Here is a 24590-nt window from a genome sequence, read left to right on the forward strand (position 1 = left end):
GACGTGAACATCACATACGCCGAGTTGTCCAGACGCAGCGGCGCGATCCGGTCCGCATCCGTGACCGTGGCACCCGAATACCCCGACACATCCAGAGTGTCGACCTCGAGCACCCCGAACCGCGCATCCACCCCGAACCGATCCCGCGACGTCGACAACACCACCACCGGCGCCGCCGCCTCGAGGACATAATTGACGCGCTCGGCCGGATGATCCGGATCGATCGGCACATAACCGCCACCGGCCTTGACGATCGCGTACATCCCGACCAGCAGATCCAACGACCGCCGAATACCCAGCCCCACCAACGACTCCGGACCCACACCCAACGCGATCAGATGCCGCGCCAACCGATTGGCCCGCGCATCGAACTCCGCGTACGTCAGCTCCTGACCCTCGAACACCAACGCCACCGCATCCGGCGTCCGCGCCACCTGCACGTCGAACAGCTCCGGCAGAGTCGCCGCAGGCACCACATGATCGGTGGCATTGAGCTCGTCCAGCCGGGACAGCTCGGCCACAGAGAGCACCTCGAGCTCGGCGACCGTGCGCGACGGGTCGGTGACCAGCGCCGCGAGGGCCCGGTCGATCCGGGCCAGGACGGACTCCATCCGGTCGCGGGTGAACACGTCCGGCAGGTACTTCGCCTGGATCTGCGTCGACTCCCCCGTCTCGATGTAGAGCGAGAGCGGGAAGGTGTTCGCGTCGACACCGTCGATGCCGAGCAGCCGCATCCCGTCGATGTCGGCGTCGCCGCCCGTGGCGACGGCATCGACCGGGTACGACTCGAACACGGTGATGGTGTCGAACAGCGCACCGGAGCCGGCGCTGCGCTGGATCGCGGGCAGGCCCACGTAGTGGTGCTCGAGCAACTCCGACTGCTCGAGCTGCACCCTCCGGAGCAGGTCGCCGAAGCTCTCCCCCCGGTCGAGGCGCACCCGCACGGGCAGCGTGTTGATGAACATGCCGACCATCGACTCCACGCCGTCGAGCGCGGCGGGACGACCGGACACGGTGGCACCGAACACCACGTCGTCCCGGCCGATCAGCCGCGACAGGACCACCGCCCATGCCGTCTGCACCAGCGTGTTGACCGTGACTCCGAGATCCCGTGCGAGATCACCCAGTTCCGCGGTCCGACCGGCATCGAGATCGAGGACCAGTTCCTCGGGCATGGCCGACTGCTCGCGGCCCCGTTCCTGCGGTGCGAGGAGTGTCGGGTCCTCGGTCCCTGCGAGCGACCGCGTCCACGCCTCGAGCGAGGTGTCCGCGTCACGGGTCGACAACCAGTCGAGGTAGCCGCGGAACGAGTGCACTGGCGGGAACGCCGACACGTCACCACGCGTGGCGTACAGCGCGATCAGATCCCGGAAGATCAGCGGCATCGACCAGCCGTCCACCAGGATGTGATGCGTCGTGACGACGAGGTCGTAGCGGTCGGTCGCCGTTCGAACGACCGCGACCCGGACCAGCGGCGGCGCCGCCAGATCGAACCGGCCGTACCGGTCCTCGTCGCGGATCTCCCGACGCCGTCCCTCGACGTCGTCGTGCCCGGTCAGATCCACCGACCGGAACGCGACCGGCGCCTGCTCGACGATCACCTGCACCGGCGACCCGTGCTCGTCGTGCACGAAACCGGCCCGCAGGTTCGGGTGCCGATCCACCAACGCCTGCGCAGCGACCCGCATCCGGTCGACGTCGACCACACCACCGAGCGAGACCACCACCTGCGAGGTGTACACGTCCAACGACTCCGACGACCCGGCGAGCGAGGCGTGGAAGAACATGCCCTCCTGCAACGGCGTCAACGACCACACGTCCTCGAGCGACGGATACGCCGCCTCCAGACGCTCGATCTCCTTCTGCGACACCGACACCAACGGCAGATCCGACGGCGTGAACACCGGGACCGCCTGCCCGGTGGCCCAGGCGGAGATGGCCTCGAGCGCTCGCGACCACAGTGCGGCCAGCTCCTCGACCTCGGATTCCGTCAGCAGACCCGTCGCGTAGGTGAAGCGCGCGGCGAGGGTGCTGCCGGTGACCTCGGCGTTGACGTCCACGACCGTCGCAGCGGGCAGGTCGGCGTCCGGCCGTACCGAGACGCCCAGTTCGCCGGCGGGTGCCGGGAGCCATCCGATCGGCTCCGCCGACTCCGCGCTGTCGGAGCCACCACCGGCGGGCCGGTCGATTCCACCGAGCCGCCCGAGGTAGTTGAACCCGATCTGCGGCACCGCATGCGCTGCCAGTTCGGGGGCGGTGACCGGGTTCAGGTACCGCAGCATGCCGTACCCGATTCCCTTGTCGGGCACCGCGAGCAACTGCTCCTTGACCGCCTTGACCGCGGCCCCGACGGCGGCGCCGCCGGCGAGGGCGTCGTCGAGGTCGATGCCGGCCAGGTCGAGGCGCAGCGGGAACATGGTCGTGAACCAGCCCACCGTCCGGGACAGGTCCGCGACGCCGCCGCCGAGGGCGTCGTCCTCACGACCGTGACCCTCCAGCTTGATCATCGTCGACGCCTCGTCCACGCTCGCCTGCTTCCCGCCCGCCACCCGGCGGTCGCGGCGCCACGCCGAGACGGCCAGTGCCAGCGCGGCCAGCAGACCGTCGTTGACACCGCCGCGCACGGCCGCGGGAACCGCGGTGAGCAGGGCCTCGGTCGTCGCGTCGGACGCCTCGACCGTGACCTCCGCGGTGGCGGAGTACAGGTCGACCGCGGGGTCGAACGCCCGGGCCCCGAGCAGCGGGTCTGGACCGTCGACCACCGAACGCCAGTAGGCGATCTCGGTCTCGCGGTCCGGGGTGCGTGCGTCGTCGGCGAGCGCGTGCGCCCAGCGCCGCATCGAGGTTCCGACCGGCGCCAGTTCCGGCGCGGCGCCGGCGGCCACGGCGTGCCAGGCGGCCAGCAGGTCCGCGACGAGGATGCGCCAGGACACGCCGTCGACCACCAGATGGTGGGCGACGATCAGCAGGCGTCCGGTGCTCCGGGCACCCGGGTCGGGCGCGAACCACACGAACCGGATCACCGATCCGGCACCGAGGTCGAGCGCGGCCGCGGCCGCCTCGACGGCCGGTGCGGCGAGCGCGTCGAAGGCCGGGGTTCCCGGTTCGGCGTCGGCGCCGAAACCGACGGTGCCCACGAGCGCCTCGACGTCCGCCGAATCGGCGATTCGGACCACTGTCTCGCTGTCGACGGTCGGCATCGACGCGCGCAGCATGTCGTGCCGGTCGACGACCGCGGACAGGGTGGCGACGAGCTGCTCGCGCGCGATACCCGCGGGCAGCGCCAGGTATGCGGGCATGACCAGGCGGTTGTGCCCGCCGGGACGCTCGGTCATCCACCGCATGATCGGGGTGAGCGGCAGGTCGCCGACACCGCCGCCGGGAAGTTCGCCGAGGACGATGTGCTCGCTGTCCGCCGCCGCGTTCGCCACCCGGGCGAGCGCCGCGACGGTCTTGTGTTCGAACACGTCCCGCGCCCGCAGCACCAGGCCCGCGGCCTTCGCCCGGGCCACCAGCTGGATGGAGACGATGCTGTCTCCGCCGAGCGCGAAGAAGCTGTCCGCGACCGAGACCCGGTCCACGCCGAGCACCTCGGCGAACAGGCCGGCGAGGACCCGCTCCGTCTCCGTCGACGGCGCCACGAAGGTGCCCTCGTCGGATCCGAACTCCGGCTCCGGCAACGCCTTCCGGTCGACCTTGCCGTTCACGGTCAGTGGGATCGTGTCCATCACGACGATCGCCGACGGCACCATGTGCGCGGCGAGGGCGCGTCCGACGAACTCGGTCAGCGTCGCCCTGTCGACGGTGCGGCCCGAGGCGGGGACGACGTACGACACCAGCACGGTGGCGCCGGACGGTCCGGTGCGGCCGAGCGTGACGGCGTACTCCACGCTCTCGTGTGCCGTGAGCACCGCGTCGATCTCGCCGAGCTCGATCCGGAAACCGCGGACCTTCACCTGGAAGTCGCTGCGCCCCACGTACTCGATCTCGAGCCCACCGGGTTGCTGCACCCACCGCACCACGTCACCGGTCCGGTACATCCGCGTACCCGGCTCGAACGGGTTCGCCACGAACCGATCCGCCGTCAGCGCGGGACGGGCGTGGTAACCGCGCGCCAGCTGGGCGCCCGAGACGTACAGTTCGCCCGCGACCCCGACGGGAACCGGTCGCAGCCTGCCGTCCAGCACGTAGCCGGTGACGCCGCGGATCGGTCCACCGATCGTGAGCAGGTCGTCGACGGCCAGCGCACGGCTGATCGCGACCATGACGATGGTCTCGGTGGGTCCGTAGCCGTTGTGGAAGTGGCGGCCGGGTGCCCACACGCGCATCAGGTTCTCGGGCACCGCCTCGCCACCGGCGACCAAATGCGCCAGGCAGTCGAGACCGTCGGGCGACAGGGTTGCCAACGCGCCGGGCGTGATGAACGCATGCGTCGCCCCACCCGCCGAGATCACCTCGGCCAGTTCCGCTCCGCCGTACACCCCCGGCGGCACGATCACCAGCGCCGCACCCGCACCGAGCGCCAGCAGCAGCTCGAGGATCGACGCGTCGAAGCTCGGCGACGAGAAGTGCAACGCCCGCGACCGCGCGGTCACCGAGTACCGCTCCCGCTGCTCGGCGGCGAAGTTCGCCAAACCCTCGTGCGAGACGACGACGCCCTTCGGCAGACCCGTCGAACCGGACGTGTAGATCACGTACGCCGCGTTCGCGACATCGATCGGCGCGGTGCGATCGGCGTCGGTGAGCTGCGCCGTGGACGTCGCGGACCAGCGCCGCGCGAAGTCCGGATCGTCGAGGACCAGCCAGTTCTCGCCCGGAAGCTCCGCGACGTCGGCCGCGTCGGTGACACCGAACAGGGAGCCCGAGTCGGCGACCATGTGCGCGATCCGGTCGGCCGGGTAGGCCGGGTCCATCGGCACGAACGCCGCACCGGTCTTCGCGATGGCCCACAGTGCGGTCTGGGACTCGATCGACCGGGGCAGCGCCATGGCGACGTAGGTCTCCGGTCCCGCACCCCGCTCGATCAGCAGGCGCGCCAACGCGTTCGACCGGTCGTCGAGTTCTCCGTACGACACGTGGGTGTCGCCGAGGACCAGTGCCGTCGCGTCCCGATCCGACGCGGCGGTCGCCATGATCTCCGGGAGGAGGACGGGCGCGACCGCCGGTCCGCCGGTGATCGACGTCAGCGCCGCCCGTTCGGCGGCATCGGTGACCGCCACGTCGCCGACCGCGACGGCCGGATCGGTGGCGATGGCGGTGAGCACGCGGTCCAGCCGAGCGGCCAGGTCCCGGACACGAGCCTCGTCGACGAGCTCGGGCGCGTGGATGTACTTGAGCCGCAGGGTCTTCCCGAGGCCGGCCGTCAGCGTCACCGGGTAGTGCGCGGCGTCGACGCCGTCCAATCCGGTCACCCGCATGCCCACGATGTCGGTGTCGGCGGTCGCGCCGGCCATGTCGACGGGGAACGACTCGAACACCGCCAGGGTGTCGAACATCGCCGCCTCGCCTGCGGCCCGCTGGATCTCGGCGAGCCCGACGTAGTGATGGTCGAGCAGGTCGGACTGCTCCCCCTGCACCCGGCGCAGCAGCGCCTCGATGCTCTGCTCGGGGTCCAGGTGCACCCGGACCGGGACCGTGTTGATGAACAGGCCGACCATCGACTCGACACCGGCGATCTCCGGCGGGCGGCCGGACACCGTGGCACCGAACACGACGTCGCGTCGCCCGGTGAGCGTGCCGAGCAGGATCGCCCACGCGGCCTGCACGACGGTGTTCGGGGTGACGCCGAGGTCCCGCGCCCGGCCGACCAGATTCGCGGTCAACTCCTCGGACAGCTCGGTGTGGTGCTGTCCGGCGATCGAATCCTGCTGTCGCCCACGATCACCCGAGACCAGCAGCGTCGGCCCCTCGACGCCGGCGAGGGAGTCCAGCCACGCCTGCCGGGACCGGTCCAGGTCGCGCCGGGCGATCCAGGACAGGAAGTCGCGGTACGAACGGGTCGCCGGCAGCACCGAGCCGTCCCCGTCCGCCGCGTAGAGCACCAGCAGTTCCTTGAGCACCAGCGGCGTGGACCAGCCGTCGATCACGATGTGGTGGTTGGTCAGCACCAGTTCGTGGTCGCCGTCGCCGAGGTCCAGCAAGGTGAACCGCAGCAGCGGCGGAGCGGCGAGGTCGAACTTGGTCACCGCGTCCGCGGCGAGCAGGTTCTCGCGTCGCCGGCCCCGCTCCACAGGGTCCAGCCCGGACAGGTCCACGACCGTCATCGGCAGCGTGGCCCGGCTCTGGACGACCTGCACCACGGCGCCGGCCTCGTCCGCCACGAACGAGGTGCGGAAACCGGCGTGCCGGTCGATCAGCGCCTGCCCGGCCCGCCGCATCCGTTCCGCGTCGACGGTGCCCGACAACCGCAGCGACATCTGCGCGGTGTAGACGTCGACGCCCTCTTCGGCCAGCGCGGCGTGGAAGTACATGCCGTACTGCAGCGGCGAGAGCGGCCACACGTCGGTCAGGGCCGGGAACCGGGACTCGAAGGCGTCGATCTGCGCCTGGTCGAGCTGTACGAGCGGCAGGTCGGACGGGGTCAGGCCGCCTGCTCCGGGGCTGGCGGCGTGCCGCCCCACCGCGCGCAGGGCGTCGGCCCACAGCTCGGCGAGCTCGCCGACCTCACCGGCGGAGAGCACTGCCTCCGCGAAGTCGAAGGCCGCCGAGAGCTTCTCGCCTCCGTCCGCCGCTGACACGACCGCGTTGACGTCGAGGACGCCGACCGGCATGTCCGGGTCCAGCGCCGACCCGAGTTCGCCGCCGTCACCGGCGGGCACCCAGCCGATCGCCCGCATCTCGTCGGTGATCTCGAGCGCGCCGGTGCGACCGAGGTAGTTGAAGCCGATCTGCGGTTCCGCGTGACCGGCGAGTTCCGCTGCGGTGGAACGGTTCAGGTGCCGCAGCAGGCCGTACCCGATGCCCTTGTCCGGCACCGCGAGGAGCTGCTCCTTGACCAGCTTGACGGCCCGTCCGGCCGCGTCGCCGCCGGCGAACGCCTCGTCGAGATCGATGCCGGTCAGGTCCAGTCGGACCGGGAACAGCGAGGTGAACCAGCCGACGGTGCGGGACAGGTCCGCCGTACCCGCCGCACCGAAGGCGTCCTCTTCACGGCCATGGCCCTCGAGGTTCAGCAGCGTGCGGGATTCATCCACACCGCGCCGCTGACGCCACCGCGCCACGGCCATGGCGAGTGCGGCGAGCAGTCCGTCACCGACGCCGCCGCCGAACGCCCTGGGCAGCGCCGTGAGCAGGGCATCGGTGGTCGCGGTGTCGACCTCCACACGCACCCGGCCGGTGGTGGACACCGTGTCGACGGTCGGGTCCGCCGCCCGCGCGCCGAGCAGCGGGTCGCCCCCGGCCAGTACCGCGCGCCAGTGGTCGAGTTCGGCCAGACGCGTCGGCGAACTCGCCTCCTCGGTGAGCGCATGCGCCCAACGGCGGACCGACGTCCCGACCTCGGGCAGCGCGACGTCCTGACCGGAGACCAGCTGTCCCCACGCCGCGGCGAAGTCCGGCAACAGGATTCGCCAGGACACGCCGTCCACCGCGAGGTGGTGCACGAGGAGCAGCAGCCGCCCGTTCGCCCCCACGTCGGCCGGGTCGAACCACACGAACTGCGCGACGACACCGCCCTCCGGGTCGAGGCGGTCGGCGGCCTTGTCGAACTCGCCGCGGACCAGCGTCACGAACTCGTCCCCACCGGGCATCTCGTCGAACTCGACGCGCCGCAGCAGGTCCGCCGCGCGCACCGATCCGGGCGCGCCGAAATCGAGCGTCCCGGGGCCGTCGCCGGAGCACACCCAGCGCAGGCGCAGGGCGTCGTGCCGATCCAGGACGGCGTCGATCGTCGATTCGACCGTCGCTCGGTCGATTCCGACCGGAAGCGTGACGAAGCCGGACTGCGAGAACCGCCGGTGCCCGCCGCCACGCTCGGCCATCTCGACCATGATCGGGGTCAGCGGTGCGGTGCCCACTCCACCGCCGGGCAGTTCCGCGAGCGCCGCTGCGACCGGTCCCGCCTCGACGGGGGTCGCCGCCAGCGCCAGCGCCGCCACGGTCTTGTGTTCGAAGACCTGCCGCGCGGTCACGGTCAGGCCGGCGGCCTTGGCGCGTGAGACCAGCTGGATCGACATGATGCTGTCGCCACCGAGCGCGAAGAACGAGTCCTCCACACTGACCCGGTCCATCCCCAGCACCTGCGCGAACGCGGTGGCGAGCGTCTCCTCCACCGGGGTCCGCGGGTCGACGTGGGTGGCCGCGACGGCCTCGAACACCGGTGCCGGCAGCGCGCGCCGGTCCAGTTTGCCGTTCACCGTCACCGGCATCGCATCCAGGACGACGATCGCGTCGGGGACCATGTAGGACGCGAGTGTCCGCGCGGCGCTCTCTCGCAGCGCGGCAACGTCGACGACGGCACCGGGGCGCGGTACGACGTAGGAGACCAGGCGCTGGCCGCGGTCGGTGTCGACGGCGAGCGCGACGGCCTGGTCGACGGCGGCATCGGCGAGCAGGGTCGACTCGATCTCACCGAGTTCGATGCGCAGACCACGCACCTTCACCTGGAAGTCGGTGCGGCCCAGGTATTCCAGTGCGCCGACTGTCGCGTCCCCCGTCGCTGCGCTCGCCCCGGTGTTCCAGCGGACCAGGTCGCCGGTGCGGTACATCGCCACACCGGAACCGAAGGGATTCGCCACGAACCGCTCGGCGGTCAGGTCGGCGCGGCCGTGGTACCCGCGGGCCAGCTGGGCACCCGCGAGATAGAGCTCACCCGCGACACCCGGGGCAACCGGGTGCAGACGCGAATCGAGCACGTAGGCCTGGGTGTTCCACACCGGACGGCCGATCGGCACCGTGCCGGACTCGTGACCGTCGGCGGTGTGCGCGGTCGCGACGACGGTGACCTCGGTCGGGCCGTACTGGTTGTCGAGCACGGCCGACGAGGTCCGCACGGTCCGGGCCGCCAGCTCGGGCGGCAACGCCTCGCCGCCGACGGACAGCAGCCGCACCGACTCGGGCAGGGCCAGATTCGGATCGGCCACGAGGAGCGCCAGCATCGACGGCACGAAGTCCAGCGCGGTGACGCCCCACTGCCGGATCGTCTCGACCAGGTACTCGGGGTCGCGGTGTCCGTCGGGGCGGGCTATGACGAGCCGCGCGCCGGAGACGAACGGCAGGTACAGCTCCCACACCGACGCGTCGAACACCACCGGCGTCTTCTGCAGGCCGACGTCGGAGGCACCGAACCCGTAGGTGCCCCGCATCCACAGCAGGAAGTTGACCACCGCGCGGTGCGGGACGCTCACGCCCTTGGGCACGCCCGTCGAACCCGACGTGAAGATCAGGTACGCCGCGTTGTCCGGACGCAGCGGTCCGAGACGCTCGGCGTCCGTGACGGCCGCGCTGTCGTACCCGTCGACGTCGAGGGCGTCCAGGTCGAGCACCGGGACCGACGCGACCAGGGTGCCGGCGTCGGCGGCGGTGGTGAGCACGCACACGGGGTCGGCCTGGGCGATGACGGTGGCGAGCCGGTCCGCCGGCTGCTCCGGATCCTGCGGCACGTAGGCGCCGCCGGCCTTGAGCACGGCGTACATCCCGAGCAGCATCTCCACCGACCGCCGCGCCGCGAGGATCACGCGGCGCTCGGGGCCGACACCGATCGAGATCAGGTGGCGCGCAAGGCGGTTCGCGCGCGAATCGAACTCGGCGAAGGTCAGCGTCCGGTCCTCGAACGTGACCGCCGGGGCATCCGGGGTGGCGGCCGCGGCGGCGTCGATCAGCGCGACCAGGGTGGTCGCGGGGACGTCGACCGCGGTGTCGTTGGCCGCGACCAGCGTCCGCTCACGTTCGGCGTCACCGAGCAGGTCCACGTCACCGACGGCCGCCGCCGGATCCGCGACCACCGCGGTGAGCACGCGCACGAACCGCTCCGCGATCGCCTGCGCCGTCGACCTGTCGAACAGGTCCGTGGCGAAGCCGAGGGCACCGGAGTAGCCGTCGGGTGCCCCGTCGGCGCCGACACGCGTCGAGACGGACAGTTCCAGATCGTCCTTGGCCGCGCCGAGGTCGGTCTCGAGTGCGGACACGGTCAGGCCGGGCAGTTCGAACACCGGACGCTCGAGGTTCTCGAAGCCGAACGAGACCTGCACCAGCGGCGCGTAGGCCGTCGAGCGCGTCGGGTTCAGCACCTCGACGAGCCGCTCGAACGGGACGTCTGCGTGCGAGAAGGCATCCAGGTCCACGTCCCGCACCCGCTCCAGGACGGCGGAGAACGGGTCGGAGGGTGCCACCGCCGTGCGCAGCACGAGGGTGTTGACGAACATGCCGACGATCGGGTCGAGTGCCGCCTCTCCGCGACCGGCGACCGCGGTGCCGACCGCGATGTCCTCGGTGCCGCTGAGCCGGGCCAGCAGCACCGCGAAGGCCGCCTGCACCACCATGAAGGTGGTCGTGCCGGTCCCGCGGGCCACCCGCTCGACGCCCTCGGCGACCGCGGCGGGCACGGTGAACCGGACCCGGTCGCCCGCGGCGCCCTGCACGGCCGGACGCGGCCGGTCCGTCGGCAGTTCGAGCAGGTCCGGCAGGCCGGCGAGCGCGGTGCGCCAGTGCTCGACCTGCTGCGCGAGCGCGGATCCGGAGTCGGACTCGGAACCGAGCACCTGCCGCTGCCAGATCGCGAAGTCGGCGTACTGCACTGCGAGGGGCTCCCACTGCGGCGCCTCACCGTGTGCCCGGGCAAGGTAGGCGGTCATCACGTCACGTGCCAGCGGCACCATCGACGCACCGTCCGCGGAGATGTGGTGCACCACCACCAGCAGCACGTGCTCGGGAACGTCACCGGCGCGCTCGACCTCGAACAGCGCCGCCCGCACCGGAACCGCGGTGGCCACATCGAAGCCGCGGGAGCCGAACTCGACTGCCCGCGTGGTCAACTCGCCCTCGGCGACTGTCATCCGAGCGAACTCGATCGCCGCCTCGCCGGTCGGCACCACCAGCTGGTGGGGGCCGTCGGCGTCCGACGGGTAGATCGTCCGCAACGACTCGTGCCGGTCCAGCACGTCGCGCATCGCCGCCTCGATGGCGGCGGTGTCCAGGTCCCCGGTCAGCCGCACTCCGAGCGGGATGTTGTACGCCGCGGACGACGTGTCGAACTGGTTGAGGAACCACATCCGCTTCTGCGCCAACGACAACGGGACGGCACCGGTCCGCGGTTGGGCGACCAGCGCGGGACGTCCCGGGTCGCGCCCGGCGGCCGCCGCGGCCCGGGCGGCGAACCCGGCCACCGTCGGGGCGTCGAACAGCTCCCGCACCCCGAGCCGGACCCCGAGGGCCTCCCCCACGCGGGCGACGACCCGGGTGGCGACCAGCGAGTTGCCGCCGACGTCGAAGAAGTCCTCGTCCACCGACACCCGGTTCACGCCGAGCACGTCGGCGAAGACTCCGGCGACGACCTCCTCGATCGGGTTCCGCGGCGCGACGAACTCCGCCGTCGCCTCGAACACGGGCTCCGGCAACGCCTTCCGGTCCAGCTTGCCGTTCGGCGTCAACGGAATCGACTCGAGCTCCATGAACGCGGACGGCACCATGTGCGACGGCATCTCGGCGCCGGCGTAGGCCGCGAGAGCCGCGGTGTCGAGACGGGCGCCCGCGGCGGGCACCACATAGGCCACGAGGACGGTGTTCCCGGACGCCGTGCGGTGTCCGATCGTGCCGGCGTACTCGACGGCGGGGTGCCGGGTCAGGACGGCGTCGATCTCGCCGAGCTCGATCCGGAAGCCGCGCACCTTCAGCTGGAAGTCGCTGCGACCGACGTACTCGATCGACAAGCCGGCGCGGCCGTCGACCCACCGGACCACGTCACCGGTCCGGTACATCCGGGCCCCCCCGAACGGGTTCGCGACGAACCGGTCCGCGGTCAGCGCGGCCCGGTTGTGGTACCCGCGAGCGAGGGCAGGACCGGCCAGGTACAGCTCACCGGGCACCCCGACGGGCACCGGCCGCAGCCGGTCGTCGAGGACCAGCGCGTGCGCACCGCGGACGGGGCCGCCGATGGTGATCCGCTCCCCCACCACCATCGGCTCGCTCATCGTGATGACCATCGACGTCTCGGTCGGACCGTAGATGTCGTACAGCCGCCGGCCCGGCGCCCACTTCGCCACCAGCTCCGCCGAGACCGCCTCACCACCGACCGCGACGTCGGTCAGTGCGTCCAACCCGACCGGGTCCACCGTCGCCAGCGCCGCGGTCGTCACGAACGCGTGCGTCACCCGACGCTCCCGCAGGAAGTCGCCGAGCTCCGCGCCGCCGTAGATCCCCGGCGGCACGATCACCATCGTCGCCGCCGACCCGATCGCCAGCAGCAGCTCGAGCACCGCACCGTCGAAGCTCGGCGACGCGAAGTGCAGGGTGCGGGAGGTCGACGAGATGCCGTAGTGCTCGCGCTGGGCGGCACTGAAGTTCGCCATTCCGGTGTGGGACACCAGGACGCCCTTGGGCTTCCCGGTGGAGCCGGAGGTGTAGACCATGTAGGCACCCGACGCGGGGTGCAGCGGCCGGACCCGGTCCGTGTCGGTGACCCGACGCGCCGGCGCCGCCGCGACCCGCGCCCGGACGGTCTCGTCGTCGAGGGCCAGCCAGGCCACCGGTGCGTCACCGAGCACGTCGCGCACCTGGTCCCGGTGCTCGGCCAGGGTCAACCCGAACGCCACACCCGAGTCGGCGACCAGGTACTGGAGCCGGTCCGCCGGGTACGACAGGTCGAGCGGCACGAACGCCGCACCGGTCTTGGTGATCGCCCACACCGCGAGCACCGACTCGATCGAGCGGGACATCGCGATCGCGACGAAGCCCTCGGGACCGACGCCTTCCCCGATCAGGATGTGCGCCAACCGGTTCGACCGTTCGTCGAGTTCCCGGTAGGTCAGGCAGTCGCTGCCGAACTCGACCGCCACCCGGTCCGGGTCGGCGTCGACCGCGGTCGCCAGCAGGTCGGGCAGCGTCGCCATCGCGATGGCCGGGGCGCCGGAGACCGGCACCAACCGCGCGCGGTCGCCGGTGGACAGCAGGTCGAGGTCGCCGACCGGGGTGTCCGCCCCGCCCACGACCGACCGGAGCAGCCGGACGAACGCGTCGGCGAAGCCGGTGACCGTCGATGCGTCGAAGAGGTCGCTGGCGAAGGTGAACTCGGCGTCGAGCGCGCCGCCGCCGGCCGGGTCGTGCTCCATGACCATCAGCTGCAGGTCGAATTTCGCGACGTCGAGCCCGGAATCGAGCGGCGTCACCGTCAGCCCGGGCAGTTCCAGCTCGGCGCGTTCGACGTTCTGGAAACCGAGGATCACCTGCGCGAGCGGCGAATGCGCGCGCGAGCGCACCGGGTTCAGCGCCTCGACGAGCTGCTCGAACGGGACGTCGGCGTTGCCGAATGCCCGCAGGTCGGTCTCCCGGACGGACGCCAGCAGATCGGTGAACGACGCATTCGGGTCGAGAGCGGTGCGCAGCACCAGGGTGTTGACGAACATGCCGACGAGGTCGTCGAGGTGCCGCTCGCCGCGCCCGGCGACCGGGGTCGCGATGGCGACGTCGTCGGTGCGGCCGAGCCGCGCGAGCAGCACGGCGAGCGCCGCGTGCACGGCCATGAACAGCGTCGCGCCCTCCGCGCGCGCCAGCTCGTCGAGCCGGGCCCGCACGTCGGCGTCGATCGTGAAGGCGACGGTGCCCGCGCGGTAGGACTGCCGCGGCGGCCGCGGCCGGTCGGTGGGCAGCTCGAGCAGCTCGGGCAGCCCGGCCAGTTCGCCTGTCCAGTAGTCGATCTGCGCAGCGGCCAGCGAATCCGGGTCGTCGACCGAGCCGAGCAGTTCCCGCTGCCAGATGCTGAAGTCCGCGTACTGCACCTCGAGCGGAGTCCACGCCGGTGCCTCGCCCTGCCTGCGGGCGAGGTAAGCGGTGATCAGGTCCCGGGCCAGCGGCGCGCGGGACGCACCGTCGGAGGAGATGTGGTGGATCGCGATGGCGAGGACGTGCTCGTCGTCGGCCCCGTCGACGTCCACGAGCAGCGCGCGGATCGGCACACCGGCCGTCACGTCGAAGCCCTCGGAGAAGAAGTCGGCGAGCAGGGCGGGCACCGCGTCGGCCGACGACCGGGCGGCGCCGAGGTCCAGGTCGACGTCCGCGGTCTCGAGGATCACCTGGTGCGGCCCGTCGCTGCTGTCGGGGAACATCGTGCGCAGCGACTCGTGCCGGTCCAGGACGTCGCCGAGTGCGGCCCGCATGACGTCGCGGTCGAGGGCGCCGGTGAGCCGGATCGCGATCGGGATGGTGTACGCGGCGGAGGCCGGGTCGTACCGGTTGAGGAACCACATCCGCTGCTGCGCCAACGACAGCGGGATCGCACCGGTCCGTGGCCGGGCGGCCAGCGCCGGACGGTCCGCGGCACCGGAGTGTTCGATCCGCGCGGCCAGCGCGGACACGGTCGGCGCCTCGAACAGGTCACGCAGCGTCGCCGCACCGCCGGTCGCGGCGTTGACGCGGGCCACGGCGCGGGTGGCGATCAGCGAATCGCCGCCGATGGTGAAGAAGTTGTCGGTCGCCGACACCCGTTCGAGCGAGAGCAACTCGGCGAACACGTCGGCGACCGCCTCCTCGACCGGGGTGGTCGGGGCGACGAACTCCGCTGCCGTGGAACCGAAGTCGGGGTCGGGCAGCGCGCGCCGGTCGAGCTTGCCGTTGACGGTCAGCGGCAGGGCGTCCAGCACCACCGCCGCCGCGGGCACCATGTAGTCGGGCAGCGCGGCGGCGGCGATGTCCAGAACCGCCTGCGGATCCAGCTCCGCCCCGGAAGCCGGGACCGCGTACGCGACCAGGCGATCGACTCCCTGCTCGGTGGTCCGAAGCAGGACGGTGCACTGGCGTACCCGGCTGTCGGCGGCGATCACGCCCTCGATCTCGCCGAGTTCGATACGGATACCGCGCAGCTTGACCTGGAAGTCGCTGCGGCCGACGTACTCGAGGTCCCCGTCGGCGCGCCGGACGACGAGGTCGCCGGTGCGGTACAGGCGGCCGCCGGGGGTTCCGTACGGGTCGGCGACGAACCGGTCCGCGGTCAGGTCGGGACGCCCCACGTAGCCGCGCGCCAGCTGCGCGCCACCGAGATAGAGCTCACCCGTCACACCGACCGGAACCTGCCGCAGCGACGAATCCACCACGTACGCGGTCACGTTCCGCTGCGGCACACCGATCGACACCCGCTCGCCGGCGACGTCGCCGGGCTGCGTCCGGTAGCGGGTCGACGTCACGGTGGACTCGGTGGGGCCGTACTCGTTGTGCACCTCGGCACCGCAGACGGCCGCGAAGTCGGCGAGCAGGCGCGGCGGCAGCGCCTCGCCGCCGCAGAACACCATCCGCAGGCTGTCGCACTCGCCCGGTTCGAGCACCGACACGAACACCTCGAGCATCGACGGCACGAAGTGCAGCACCGTCACGTCGTGCTCGGCGACCAGCCCCGCGAGGTAACGCGGATCGCGATGCCCGTCCGGCGTCGCGACGACGAGCCGGGCACCGGTGGTCAGCGGCCACCAGAATTCCCGCACCGAGGCGTCGAAGGTGAAGGGCGTCTTCTGTACGGCGGTGTCGGAGGCGGTCAACCGGTAGGTGTCCTGCCGCCAGGCGAGCATGTTCACCACCGACCGGTGAGCGACCGCGACGCCCTTCGGCAGGCCCGTGGACCCGGACGTGAAGATCACGTACGCCGGGTGGCCGGGACGCAGCGGCGCCGTGCGCTCGGCGTCGGTCACCGGACCGGAACACAGGTCGGCGAGGTCGAGATCCTCGATCGTGAGCACCCGCACCGACGCGGGGGTGACGACCCCTGCTCCGGCGGTGAGTACGAGGCGCAGCCCCGCCGCCGTCACGACGTGGTCGATGCGGTCCGCGGGTGCGTCGGGGTCGACCGGGACGTACGCGGCACCGGTCTTCGCGATCGCGTACATGCCGACCATCAGGTCGACGGATCGGCGAATCGCCAGTCCCACCAACGTTTCCGGCCCGACTCCCTCGGCAATGAGCCGCCGCGCGAGCCGGTTCACCCGGGCGTCGAACTCCGCGTAGGTCAGCGTCTCGGCGCCGGTCGCTGTCTCCGCACCGATCAGGGCCGTCGCGTCCGGGGTCCGGGCCACCTGCGCGTCGAACAGGTCGACCAGGGTGCCGGTGGTGTGGTGCCCGGCGGTGTCGTTCCAGCCGGCCAGGGCGGCGCGCTCCTGCGACGACGTCAGGGCGAGTGCCCCGAGCGCGGTCGTGGACTGCTCGACCATCGCACGCAGCACCCGCAGCACGCGGTCCAGGTGCGCCGCCACGGTCTCCTCGTCGAACACCTCACGCTGGTACTTCGCCGCGAAGTGCAACCGGTCGTCGGCCGCGGCCGCGATCGACAGTGGGAAGTGGCTCGCCGCTGCGGTGTTCACACCGAGCAGCCGCACGCCCGCGATGTCGACGTCGCCGCCCACGCCCGAGGTGTCCACCGGGTACGACTCGTAGAGCAGCGCGGTGTCGAAGACGGCGCCCTCGCCCGCGGCCCTGGCGATGTCCGCCAGGCCGACGAAATGGTGGTCGAGCAGGTCGGCCTGCTCGGCCTGGATCCGGCGCAGCAGCGTCTGCACGGACTCCGCCGGGTCGAGACGCACCGCGACCGGAATGGTGTTGATGAACAGGCCGATCATCGACTCGACACCGGACAGTGCGGGCGGGCGGCCCGACACGGTGGCACCGAACACCACGGTGTCCTGCCCGGTGAGCAACCCGAGCACCGCCGCCCAGGCCGTCTGCACCAGGGTGTTCAGCGTGACACCGAGGTCGCCGGCCAGTGCCTCGGCCGCCGCCGTCTCGGCGACCGTCAGTTCGCGCTCGACGACGCCCGGCACCGATTCGTGCTTGACGCCGCGGGCGTGCGGCGCGAGCAGCGTGGGTTCCGGGGCGTCCGCCAGGGCGTCCCGCCACGTCCGCAACGACGACGCACGGTCCTGCGCCGCCAGCCACAGCAGGTAGTCACGGTAGGAGCGGGGACGCGGCAGCGCGGTGTCGTCGCCGTCGAGGGCGTACAGCGCCATCAGCTCACGCAGGGCCATCGGCGTCGACCAGCCGTCGATGATCACGTGGTGGTTGGTGAACACCAGCTGCCAGCGTCCGACGTCGGTGCGGATCAGCGTCACCCGGATCAGCGGCGCCGCCGCCATGTCGAATCCGGCGGCACGGTCCTCGTCGAGGAGCCGCCGGCGTTCGGTCTCGGTGGCCTCGACACCGAGCTCGGTGAGGTCGATCGTGGTGACCGGGATCGGGGCGCTGCGGCGCACCAGCTGCAGAGCGCCCGCGGTCTCGTCGACAACGTACGCGGCCCGCAGGTTCGGGTAGCGCGACACCAGGCGGTCCGCGGCCCGACGAAGACGCTGCGGGTCCAGTTCACCGGCCAGGTCCATGACGAACTGCGAGGTGTAGACGTCGACGTCGTCGCGGGACGCGCCGGCCAGCAGCGCGTGGAAGAGCATGCCGTGCTGCAGCGGCGACAGCGACCAGACGTCCTCGAGGTCGGGGAAACGCGTCTCGAGCGCATCGATCTGCGGCTGGCCGAGCGGGACCAGCGGAAGGTCCGACGGGGTGAGGCCGCCGGCGCCCTCCGACACGGCCTGCGCGGCGATCGCGGTGAGCGCCTCGCGCCACAGGCGGGCGAGGGCGCGAACCTGGTCCTCGGCGAGCACCCCGCGTGCGTAGGTGAACGTCGTCGACAGCATGCCCCCGGCGGACACGGACGCGTTGACATCGAGCGCTGCCGTGGCGGCCATACCGGGATCCGTTGCGCCACCGAGGCTTCCACCGTCGGTCACGGGAACCCAGCCGAGGTCGCGAATCTCGTCGGTCACCTCGTCGGTGCCGAACCGGCCCAGGTAGTTGAAGCTGATCTGCGCTCTCGCACCCGCGGACAGCGCCGGGGCGGTCTCCGGGTTCAGGTACCGCAGCAGGCCGTAGCCGACGCCGTGGTCGGGCACCGCGAGCAACTGCTCCTTCACGGCCTTGACTGCTGCACCCGCGGCCCGGCCTCCGGCGAAGGCGTCGTCGAGGTCGATGCCGGTGACGTCCAGTCGCAGCGGATAGACGCTGGTGAACCAGCCGACCGTCCGGGACAGGTCGGCGCCGGGCGCCACCTGCTCCTCACGGCCGTGACCCTCCAGGGTGATCAGCGCGCTCGATTCGTCGACGCCCTGCGAGCTCCGCCACGACGCCACAGCGAGCGCCAGCGCGGCGAGCAGGCCGTCCTGCGCGCCACCGTGGTACGCCGCCGGAACCGCAGTCAGCAGTGCGTCGGTGACGTCGGCGGGCAGTTCGACCGTGAGCTTGTCGCGGGTGCCGACGGTGTCGATCGCCGGATCCAGGGCGCGGGCACCGAGCGGCGCCTCGGGCCGCTCGACCACGCCACGCCAGTACTCCACCTCGGCCACCCGCTCCGGTGCGACCGCGGCATCGGTGAGGGCGTGCGCCCAGCGCCGCAACGACGTCACCTCCGGCGCGAGCGAGACCTGCTGTCCCGCCGCGACCTGTCCCCAGGCCGCCGCGAACGCGGGCACCAGCACCCGCCAGGACACCCCGTCGACCGCGAGGTGGTGCACGACCAGCAGCAGCCGACCCGCCACCGCACCGAGCTCGGGGGCGGGGGCGAACCACACCACGGCCGCCATCACGCCGGCGGCGGGATCGAGCCGGTCCGCGGCCGCGTCCAGCTCGGCTGCGGCCAGGTTCTCGAATGCCTCTGTGCCGGGCGCGGAGTCGAGGTCGAACTCGACCCTGTGCACCAGTGACGCGGCGTCCACCGACCCGGCCGGGCCGACGCGCAGCGTGCGCTCGTCCACCTGTGCGCCGCGCAACGCGGCGTGATTGTCCAGCACGGCCTGCGTAGTGGACACCAGGTCGCCCGCCGTGAGAGCGGGCGGCGCGGAGAGCAGCACCGCCTGCGAGAATCGGGGGCCGGCGCCCAGGTCCTGCATGAACCGCGCCACCGGAAGCAGGGGCAGATCGCCGACCGCGCCCCCGTCGAGTTCGGCGAGCACGGTCGGCCCGGCGTCCGGGGACCCGAGGGTCGCCACCTGCGCGAGCGCGGCGACGGTCTTGCGTTCGAAGACGTCCCGCGCCCGGATCACCACTCCCGCCGCCTTGGCCCGGGACACCAGCTGGATCGAGACGATGCTGTCGCCGCCGAGTGCGAAGAAGGAGTCCGTGGCCGACACCCGGTCCACACCGAGCAGCTCGGCGTACAGTCCCGCGAGAATCTCCTCGACCTCGTTGGAGGGCGCCACCCACGGCCGGGTGGTGTCACCGAAGTCGGGTTCCGGCAGGGCCTTCCGGTCGAGTTTGCCGTTGACGGTGAGCGGCAGCGCATCGAGGACGACGATCGCCGACGGGACCATGTGCGCCGGCAGCGAGGCCGCGACGAAGTCGGTGAGGACGGCGGGCTCGGCGGTCCGGCCGGCGCCGGGCACCACGTACGACACGAGAACGGTCGCCCCGGACGGCCCCGGCCGTCCGAGGGTGATCGCGACGTCCACCGACTCGTGCGCACCGAGCGCCGCGTCGATCTCGCCGAGTTCGATCCGGAAGCCGCGCACCTTGACCTGGAAGTCGCTGCGCCCGACGTACTCGATCTCCGGCCCACCGGCACGGTCCACCCAGCGCACCACGTCACCGGTGCGGTACATCCGGGATCCCGCGGGCCCGAACGGGTTCGCCACGAACCGGTCGGCAGTCAGTGGCGCCCGGTCGTGGTATCCGCGGGCCATCTGCGTCCCGCTCGAGACGTACAGCTCGCCGGACACCCCGAGCGGAACGGGTCGCAGGCGACGGTCGAGCACCATCGCCTCGACCGCGCGGATCGGCGTGCCGATGGTCACCGACGTTCCCGGCCGCATCGGGCCACCGGCGACGACCATCACGGTGACCTCGGTCGGACCATAGCCGTTGAACAGGTCGAGACTCTCACCCCAGCGGTCGACGAGATCGGGGGTCACCGCCTCGCCGCCGAGCACCAGCGACTGCATGCCCGCGACCGCGGCGGCGGGCAGCGCGGACGCCGCCGAGGGCGTCAGGAACGCGTGGGTGACGGCCTTGGAGGCGATGATGTCGGCGAGTTCCTCGCCGCCGTACACGTCCGGCGGCACGATCACCAGCGCGGCGCCCGCGCGCACCGCCATGAACAGCTCGAACACCGAGGCGTCGAAGCTCGGTGACGTCGAGTTCAGCACCCGCGAGCCGGCCGAGACACCGAAGGTGTCACCCTCCACGGCGGCGAGGGTCGCCAGCCCGCGATGGGTGATCAGCACGCCCTTCGGCACACCGGTCGAACCGGACGTGTAGATCATGTAGGCCGGGTTGTCGAGCGTCGCCCGGACGCCGGTCACCGGGCCGTCGGGAACGCCGGCCAGTTCGGTGGCGACGGCGGGGTCGTCGAGCACGATCCAGTCGACGGCCTCGTCCAGTCCGGCCCGGAACCGGGCCAGCGTGAGGCCGACGGACGCCCCGGAATCCCGGGTCATGTGCGCGATCCGCTCGGCCGGGTACGCCGGGTCCATCGGCACGAACGCGCCCCCGGACTTCGCGACAGACCACATCGAGAGCTGGAACTCGACCGACCGCGGCAACGCCAGCGCGACGAAGCTCTCGGCCCGAACACCACGCGAGATCAGCAGACGTGCAAGGCGATTCGACTCCGCATCGAGCTCACCGTAGGTCACGGTCCGATCGCCGTGGATGAGCGCGGGAGCCGACGGCTCCGCGGCCGCGGCGGCCAGCAGGTCGGTCAGCGACACGGCCGGCTCCCCGGCCCCGCCCGACGCCGGGCACAGCGCCCGCTCGGCCGGCTCCAGGATGTCGATCTCCCCCACCGCACGACCGGGGTCGGCGGCGACCGCGGTGAGCACCCGGACGAACCGGCGCGCCATCGTCGCCACCGTCGACTCGTCGAACAGGTCCGTCGCGAACACGAACATGCCGGTCATCCCGGCCTGGTCGGGCTTCTCCCCGAGAGTGAGCTGCAGGTCGTACTTGGCGAACGTCACGCCGCTGTCGACGGCCGCCACCGTCAACTCCGGGAGCTCGAGGACGACCGGCTCGGTGTTCTCGAGCGACATCGCCACCTGGAAGATCGGCGCGTGCGCCGTCGAGCGTTCCGGGGCGAGCGCCTCGACGAGCCGCTCGAACGGGACGTCGGCGTGGCCGAGAGCTCCGAGGTCGGAGTCACGGGTGGCGGCGAGCAACTCGGCGAACGAGTGGCCCGCTTCGATCACCGTGCGCAGCGCGAGGGTGTTGACGAACATGCCGACGAGCGGGTCGAGGTCGCGCTCGCCACGCCCGGCGGTGGGTGTGCCGATCACGATGTCGTCGGTGCCCGACAGCTCCGCCAGCAGCACGGCGAACGCGGCGTGCACGGTGGTGAACATAGTCGCGTCGTGCGCGTGCGCGAGAGCCCGCAGCCGCCGGTGCAACTCCGGCCCGATCTCGAATTCCACACGGCCGCCGGTCATCGACGCGACTGCGGGGCGCGGTCGGTCGGTCGGCAGGTCGAGCATGTCGGGGATGCCGGCGAGCGAGTCGAGCCAGTAGGCGACCTGGGTCGAGAGCAGCGAATCGGGATCGTCCTCGTGGCCGAGCAGGGCACGCTGCCAGATCGCGAAGTCGGCGTACTGCACCGCCAGCGGCTCCCAGGCGGGTTCGCCGCCCGCAGCGAAGCCGCTGTAGGCGACGACGACGTCGCGCGCCAGCGGCGCCATCGAGGCGCCGTCCGACGAGATGTGGTGGACCAGGAACAGCAGGACGTGCTCGTCGTCGGACACCCGGAACAAGGTCGCCCGGACCGGCGCCTCGACCGTCACGTCGAAACCGCGGCCGGCGAGCGCGGCGATCCGCGCGATCAGATCGGCCTCGTCGGACACCGGTTGCGGTTCCAGGTCGACGTCGAGGGCCTCGACGGGCAGCACCACCTGGTGCGGGCCCTGTCCGTCGTCGGGAAAGACGGTCCGGAGCGTCTCCTGGCGTTCGAGCACCGCCCGGATCGCGGAGCCGAGCGCGGCCACGTCCAGCGCACCGGTCAGACGGATGCCGAGCGGGACGTTGTAGGCGGGGGACGTGGTGTCGAACTGGTTGACGAACCACATGCGGGACTGCGCCAGCGACAGCGGAATCCGGTCCGGCCGGGGCCCGGCGACGAGCGCGGGCCGGGTGTGGCCGTGCCCCGCCGACGCCTCGAGCAGCTTGGCGAACCCGGCGACGGTCGGGGCGTCGAACAGCTCCCGGAGAGTACTCGCGGAGCCCAGCGCGGCATTGGCCCTGGCGACGACACGCGTCGCGGACAGCGAGTTGCCTCCGGACTCGAAGAACGAGTCGTCGGCGCCGACCCGGTCCACACCGAGGATCTCGGCGAAGATCTGCGCGACCGTCACCTCCGCGGGGGTCGCGGGCTCACGGAAGGTGGCGGCACGGGACCCGAAGTCGGGTTTGGGCAGGGCGCGCCGGTCGAGCTTGCCGTGCGAGGTGATCGGGAGTTCGTCGAGCACCACGATCACCGTCGGCACCATGTACTCGGGCAGAACGGCCGCGGCCTGCTCCCGCAGCGCGGTGGGATCGGTGTCCGCGTCCGCGACGGTGTACGCGACGATCCGGTCGAACCCGGAGCTGTCCGTGTCGACCAGCGCGACGGCACGACGCACCCGCGGGTCGCGGGCGAGAACCGCCTCGATCTCGCCCAGCTCGATCCGGAACCCGCGGACCTTGACCTGGAAGTCGGTGCGACCGAGGTACTCAAGTTTGCCGTCCGCACGGCGGCGCACCTCGTCACCGGTGCGGTACATCGGGGCACCGGACGGGTCGAACGGATCGGCCACGAAGCGTGCGGCCGTCAGGTCGGACCGCCCGACGTAGCCGCGGGCGACCTGCGGGCCCGCGAGGTAGAGCTCGCCGGCGATGCCCGCCGGGACCTCGCGCAGGCGGCGGTCGAGGACGTGGGCGCGCAGGCCCTCGTAGGGCGTACCGATCGGCACCCGGGACGCCGTTTCGTCCTCGGCGGTGGTCGCGTGCCGGGTGCCGGAGACGGTGAACTCGGTCGGCCCGTACTCGTTGTTGATCCGGGCGGGCAGAGCCGAGCGCAGCGTGGCGAGCAGCTGCGGCGACATCTCCTCGCCACCGCTGAACACCTCGCGCAGCGACGCAGCCTCACCCTCCTGCAGGGACGCGACGAACAGTTCCAACATCGAGGGCACGAAGTGCATCACGGTGATGCCGTGCCGGTCGATCGACTCGACGAGGTAACGGGGATCACGGTGCCCGTCGTGCGAGGCGAGGACCAGACGCGCGCCGGTGGTCAGCGTCCACCACAGTTCGCGAACCGAGGCGTCGAACGTGACCGGGGTCTTCTGCAAGACGCGGTCGTCCGGACCGAGGGCGTACAGCGACTGTCGCCGTTCGATCAGCCCGACGACGTTGGCGTGGGGCACGGCGACGCCCTTGGGGCGGCCCGTCGATCCGGACGTGAAGATGACGTAGGCGGGGTTCTGCGGATGCAGGGGGCGAATCCGGTCGGCGTCCGACACCGGGTCCGCGGAGAACCCCGCGACGTCGAGTCCGTCCACGTCGTGGACCGCGACGTCCGCGGGAAGGTTCGCCCCGTCGCCGCCACGGGTGAGGACGCAGACGGCCGCCGAGGTGCGCAGCACATCGGCGGCTCGTTCGGCCGGGTGCTCCGGGTCGATCGGCACGTAGGCGCCGCCCGCCTTGGCGACCGCGTACATCGCGACCATCATCTCGGGAGACCGGCGGAAGGCCAGACCCACCATCGCCTCGGGGCCGACGCCCTGCTGGACGAGGAACCGGGCGAGACGGTTCACCCGGGCGTCGAACTCCGCATACGTCCACGCGTTGCCGTCCTGCTCGACCGCCACCGCCTCCGGCGTGCGCGCGACCTGGGCGTCGAACGCGTCGACCAGCGTGCGCGGAGTGGGCGCGCCGCCACCCGGTGTCGCGGTGAGCTCGGCCGCCTCCGCCCTGATCCGGGCCAGGACGGCATCGATACCGCCGTCCTGGGCGACGATCAACGGCGCCAGGCCGGTCAGGGCCGCGGACACGACGGTGTCCCCGTCGGTGCCCTGCGCCGCCAGTGCCACCGCCAGCAGCTGCACACGCTCGTCGAGCTCCGCGTAGGTGACCGTCGTGCCGTCGATCGCCACGACGAGCGCGTGCGGGCGCTCGGCGGCGAGGGCGGTAATCGAAGCGATCAGATCCGCAGCAGACAACAGAGTCCTCCGTGTACCAAGGCGACAGCTAACGGTTACCTATCGCCGTAAAACAGCGATCATTACAGACCAGCTATACGACATCAGAATTCGCGGCATCCTTATCTCGGATAAACGCCCGGAGGCAGAGATGACGGACAACCGACCGGTTGGTCCGGCGCCACGCGCCGGACCGGACAACAGGCAAGGCACTCGTTACTAATTGAAACGAAAATCTCCTGTCGGCAGCTACGAATCAGC

1 protein-coding gene is annotated in these 24590 nt (G+C 71.8%); it reads right to left on the reverse strand.

Annotated features, from left to right (window positions below; genetic code table 11):
* A partial coding sequence (locus ACFYVR_RS11045) for a non-ribosomal peptide synthase/polyketide synthase (protein WP_387472716.1) occupies positions 1-24350 on the reverse strand: 24350 nt, incomplete at its 3' end.
* Between the last annotated feature and the right edge of the window lie 240 nt (positions 24351-24590).

It is taken from the genome of Rhodococcus sp. NPDC003318 (assembly GCF_042879035.1).
Taxonomy (GTDB): domain Bacteria; phylum Actinomycetota; class Actinomycetes; order Mycobacteriales; family Mycobacteriaceae; genus Rhodococcus_G.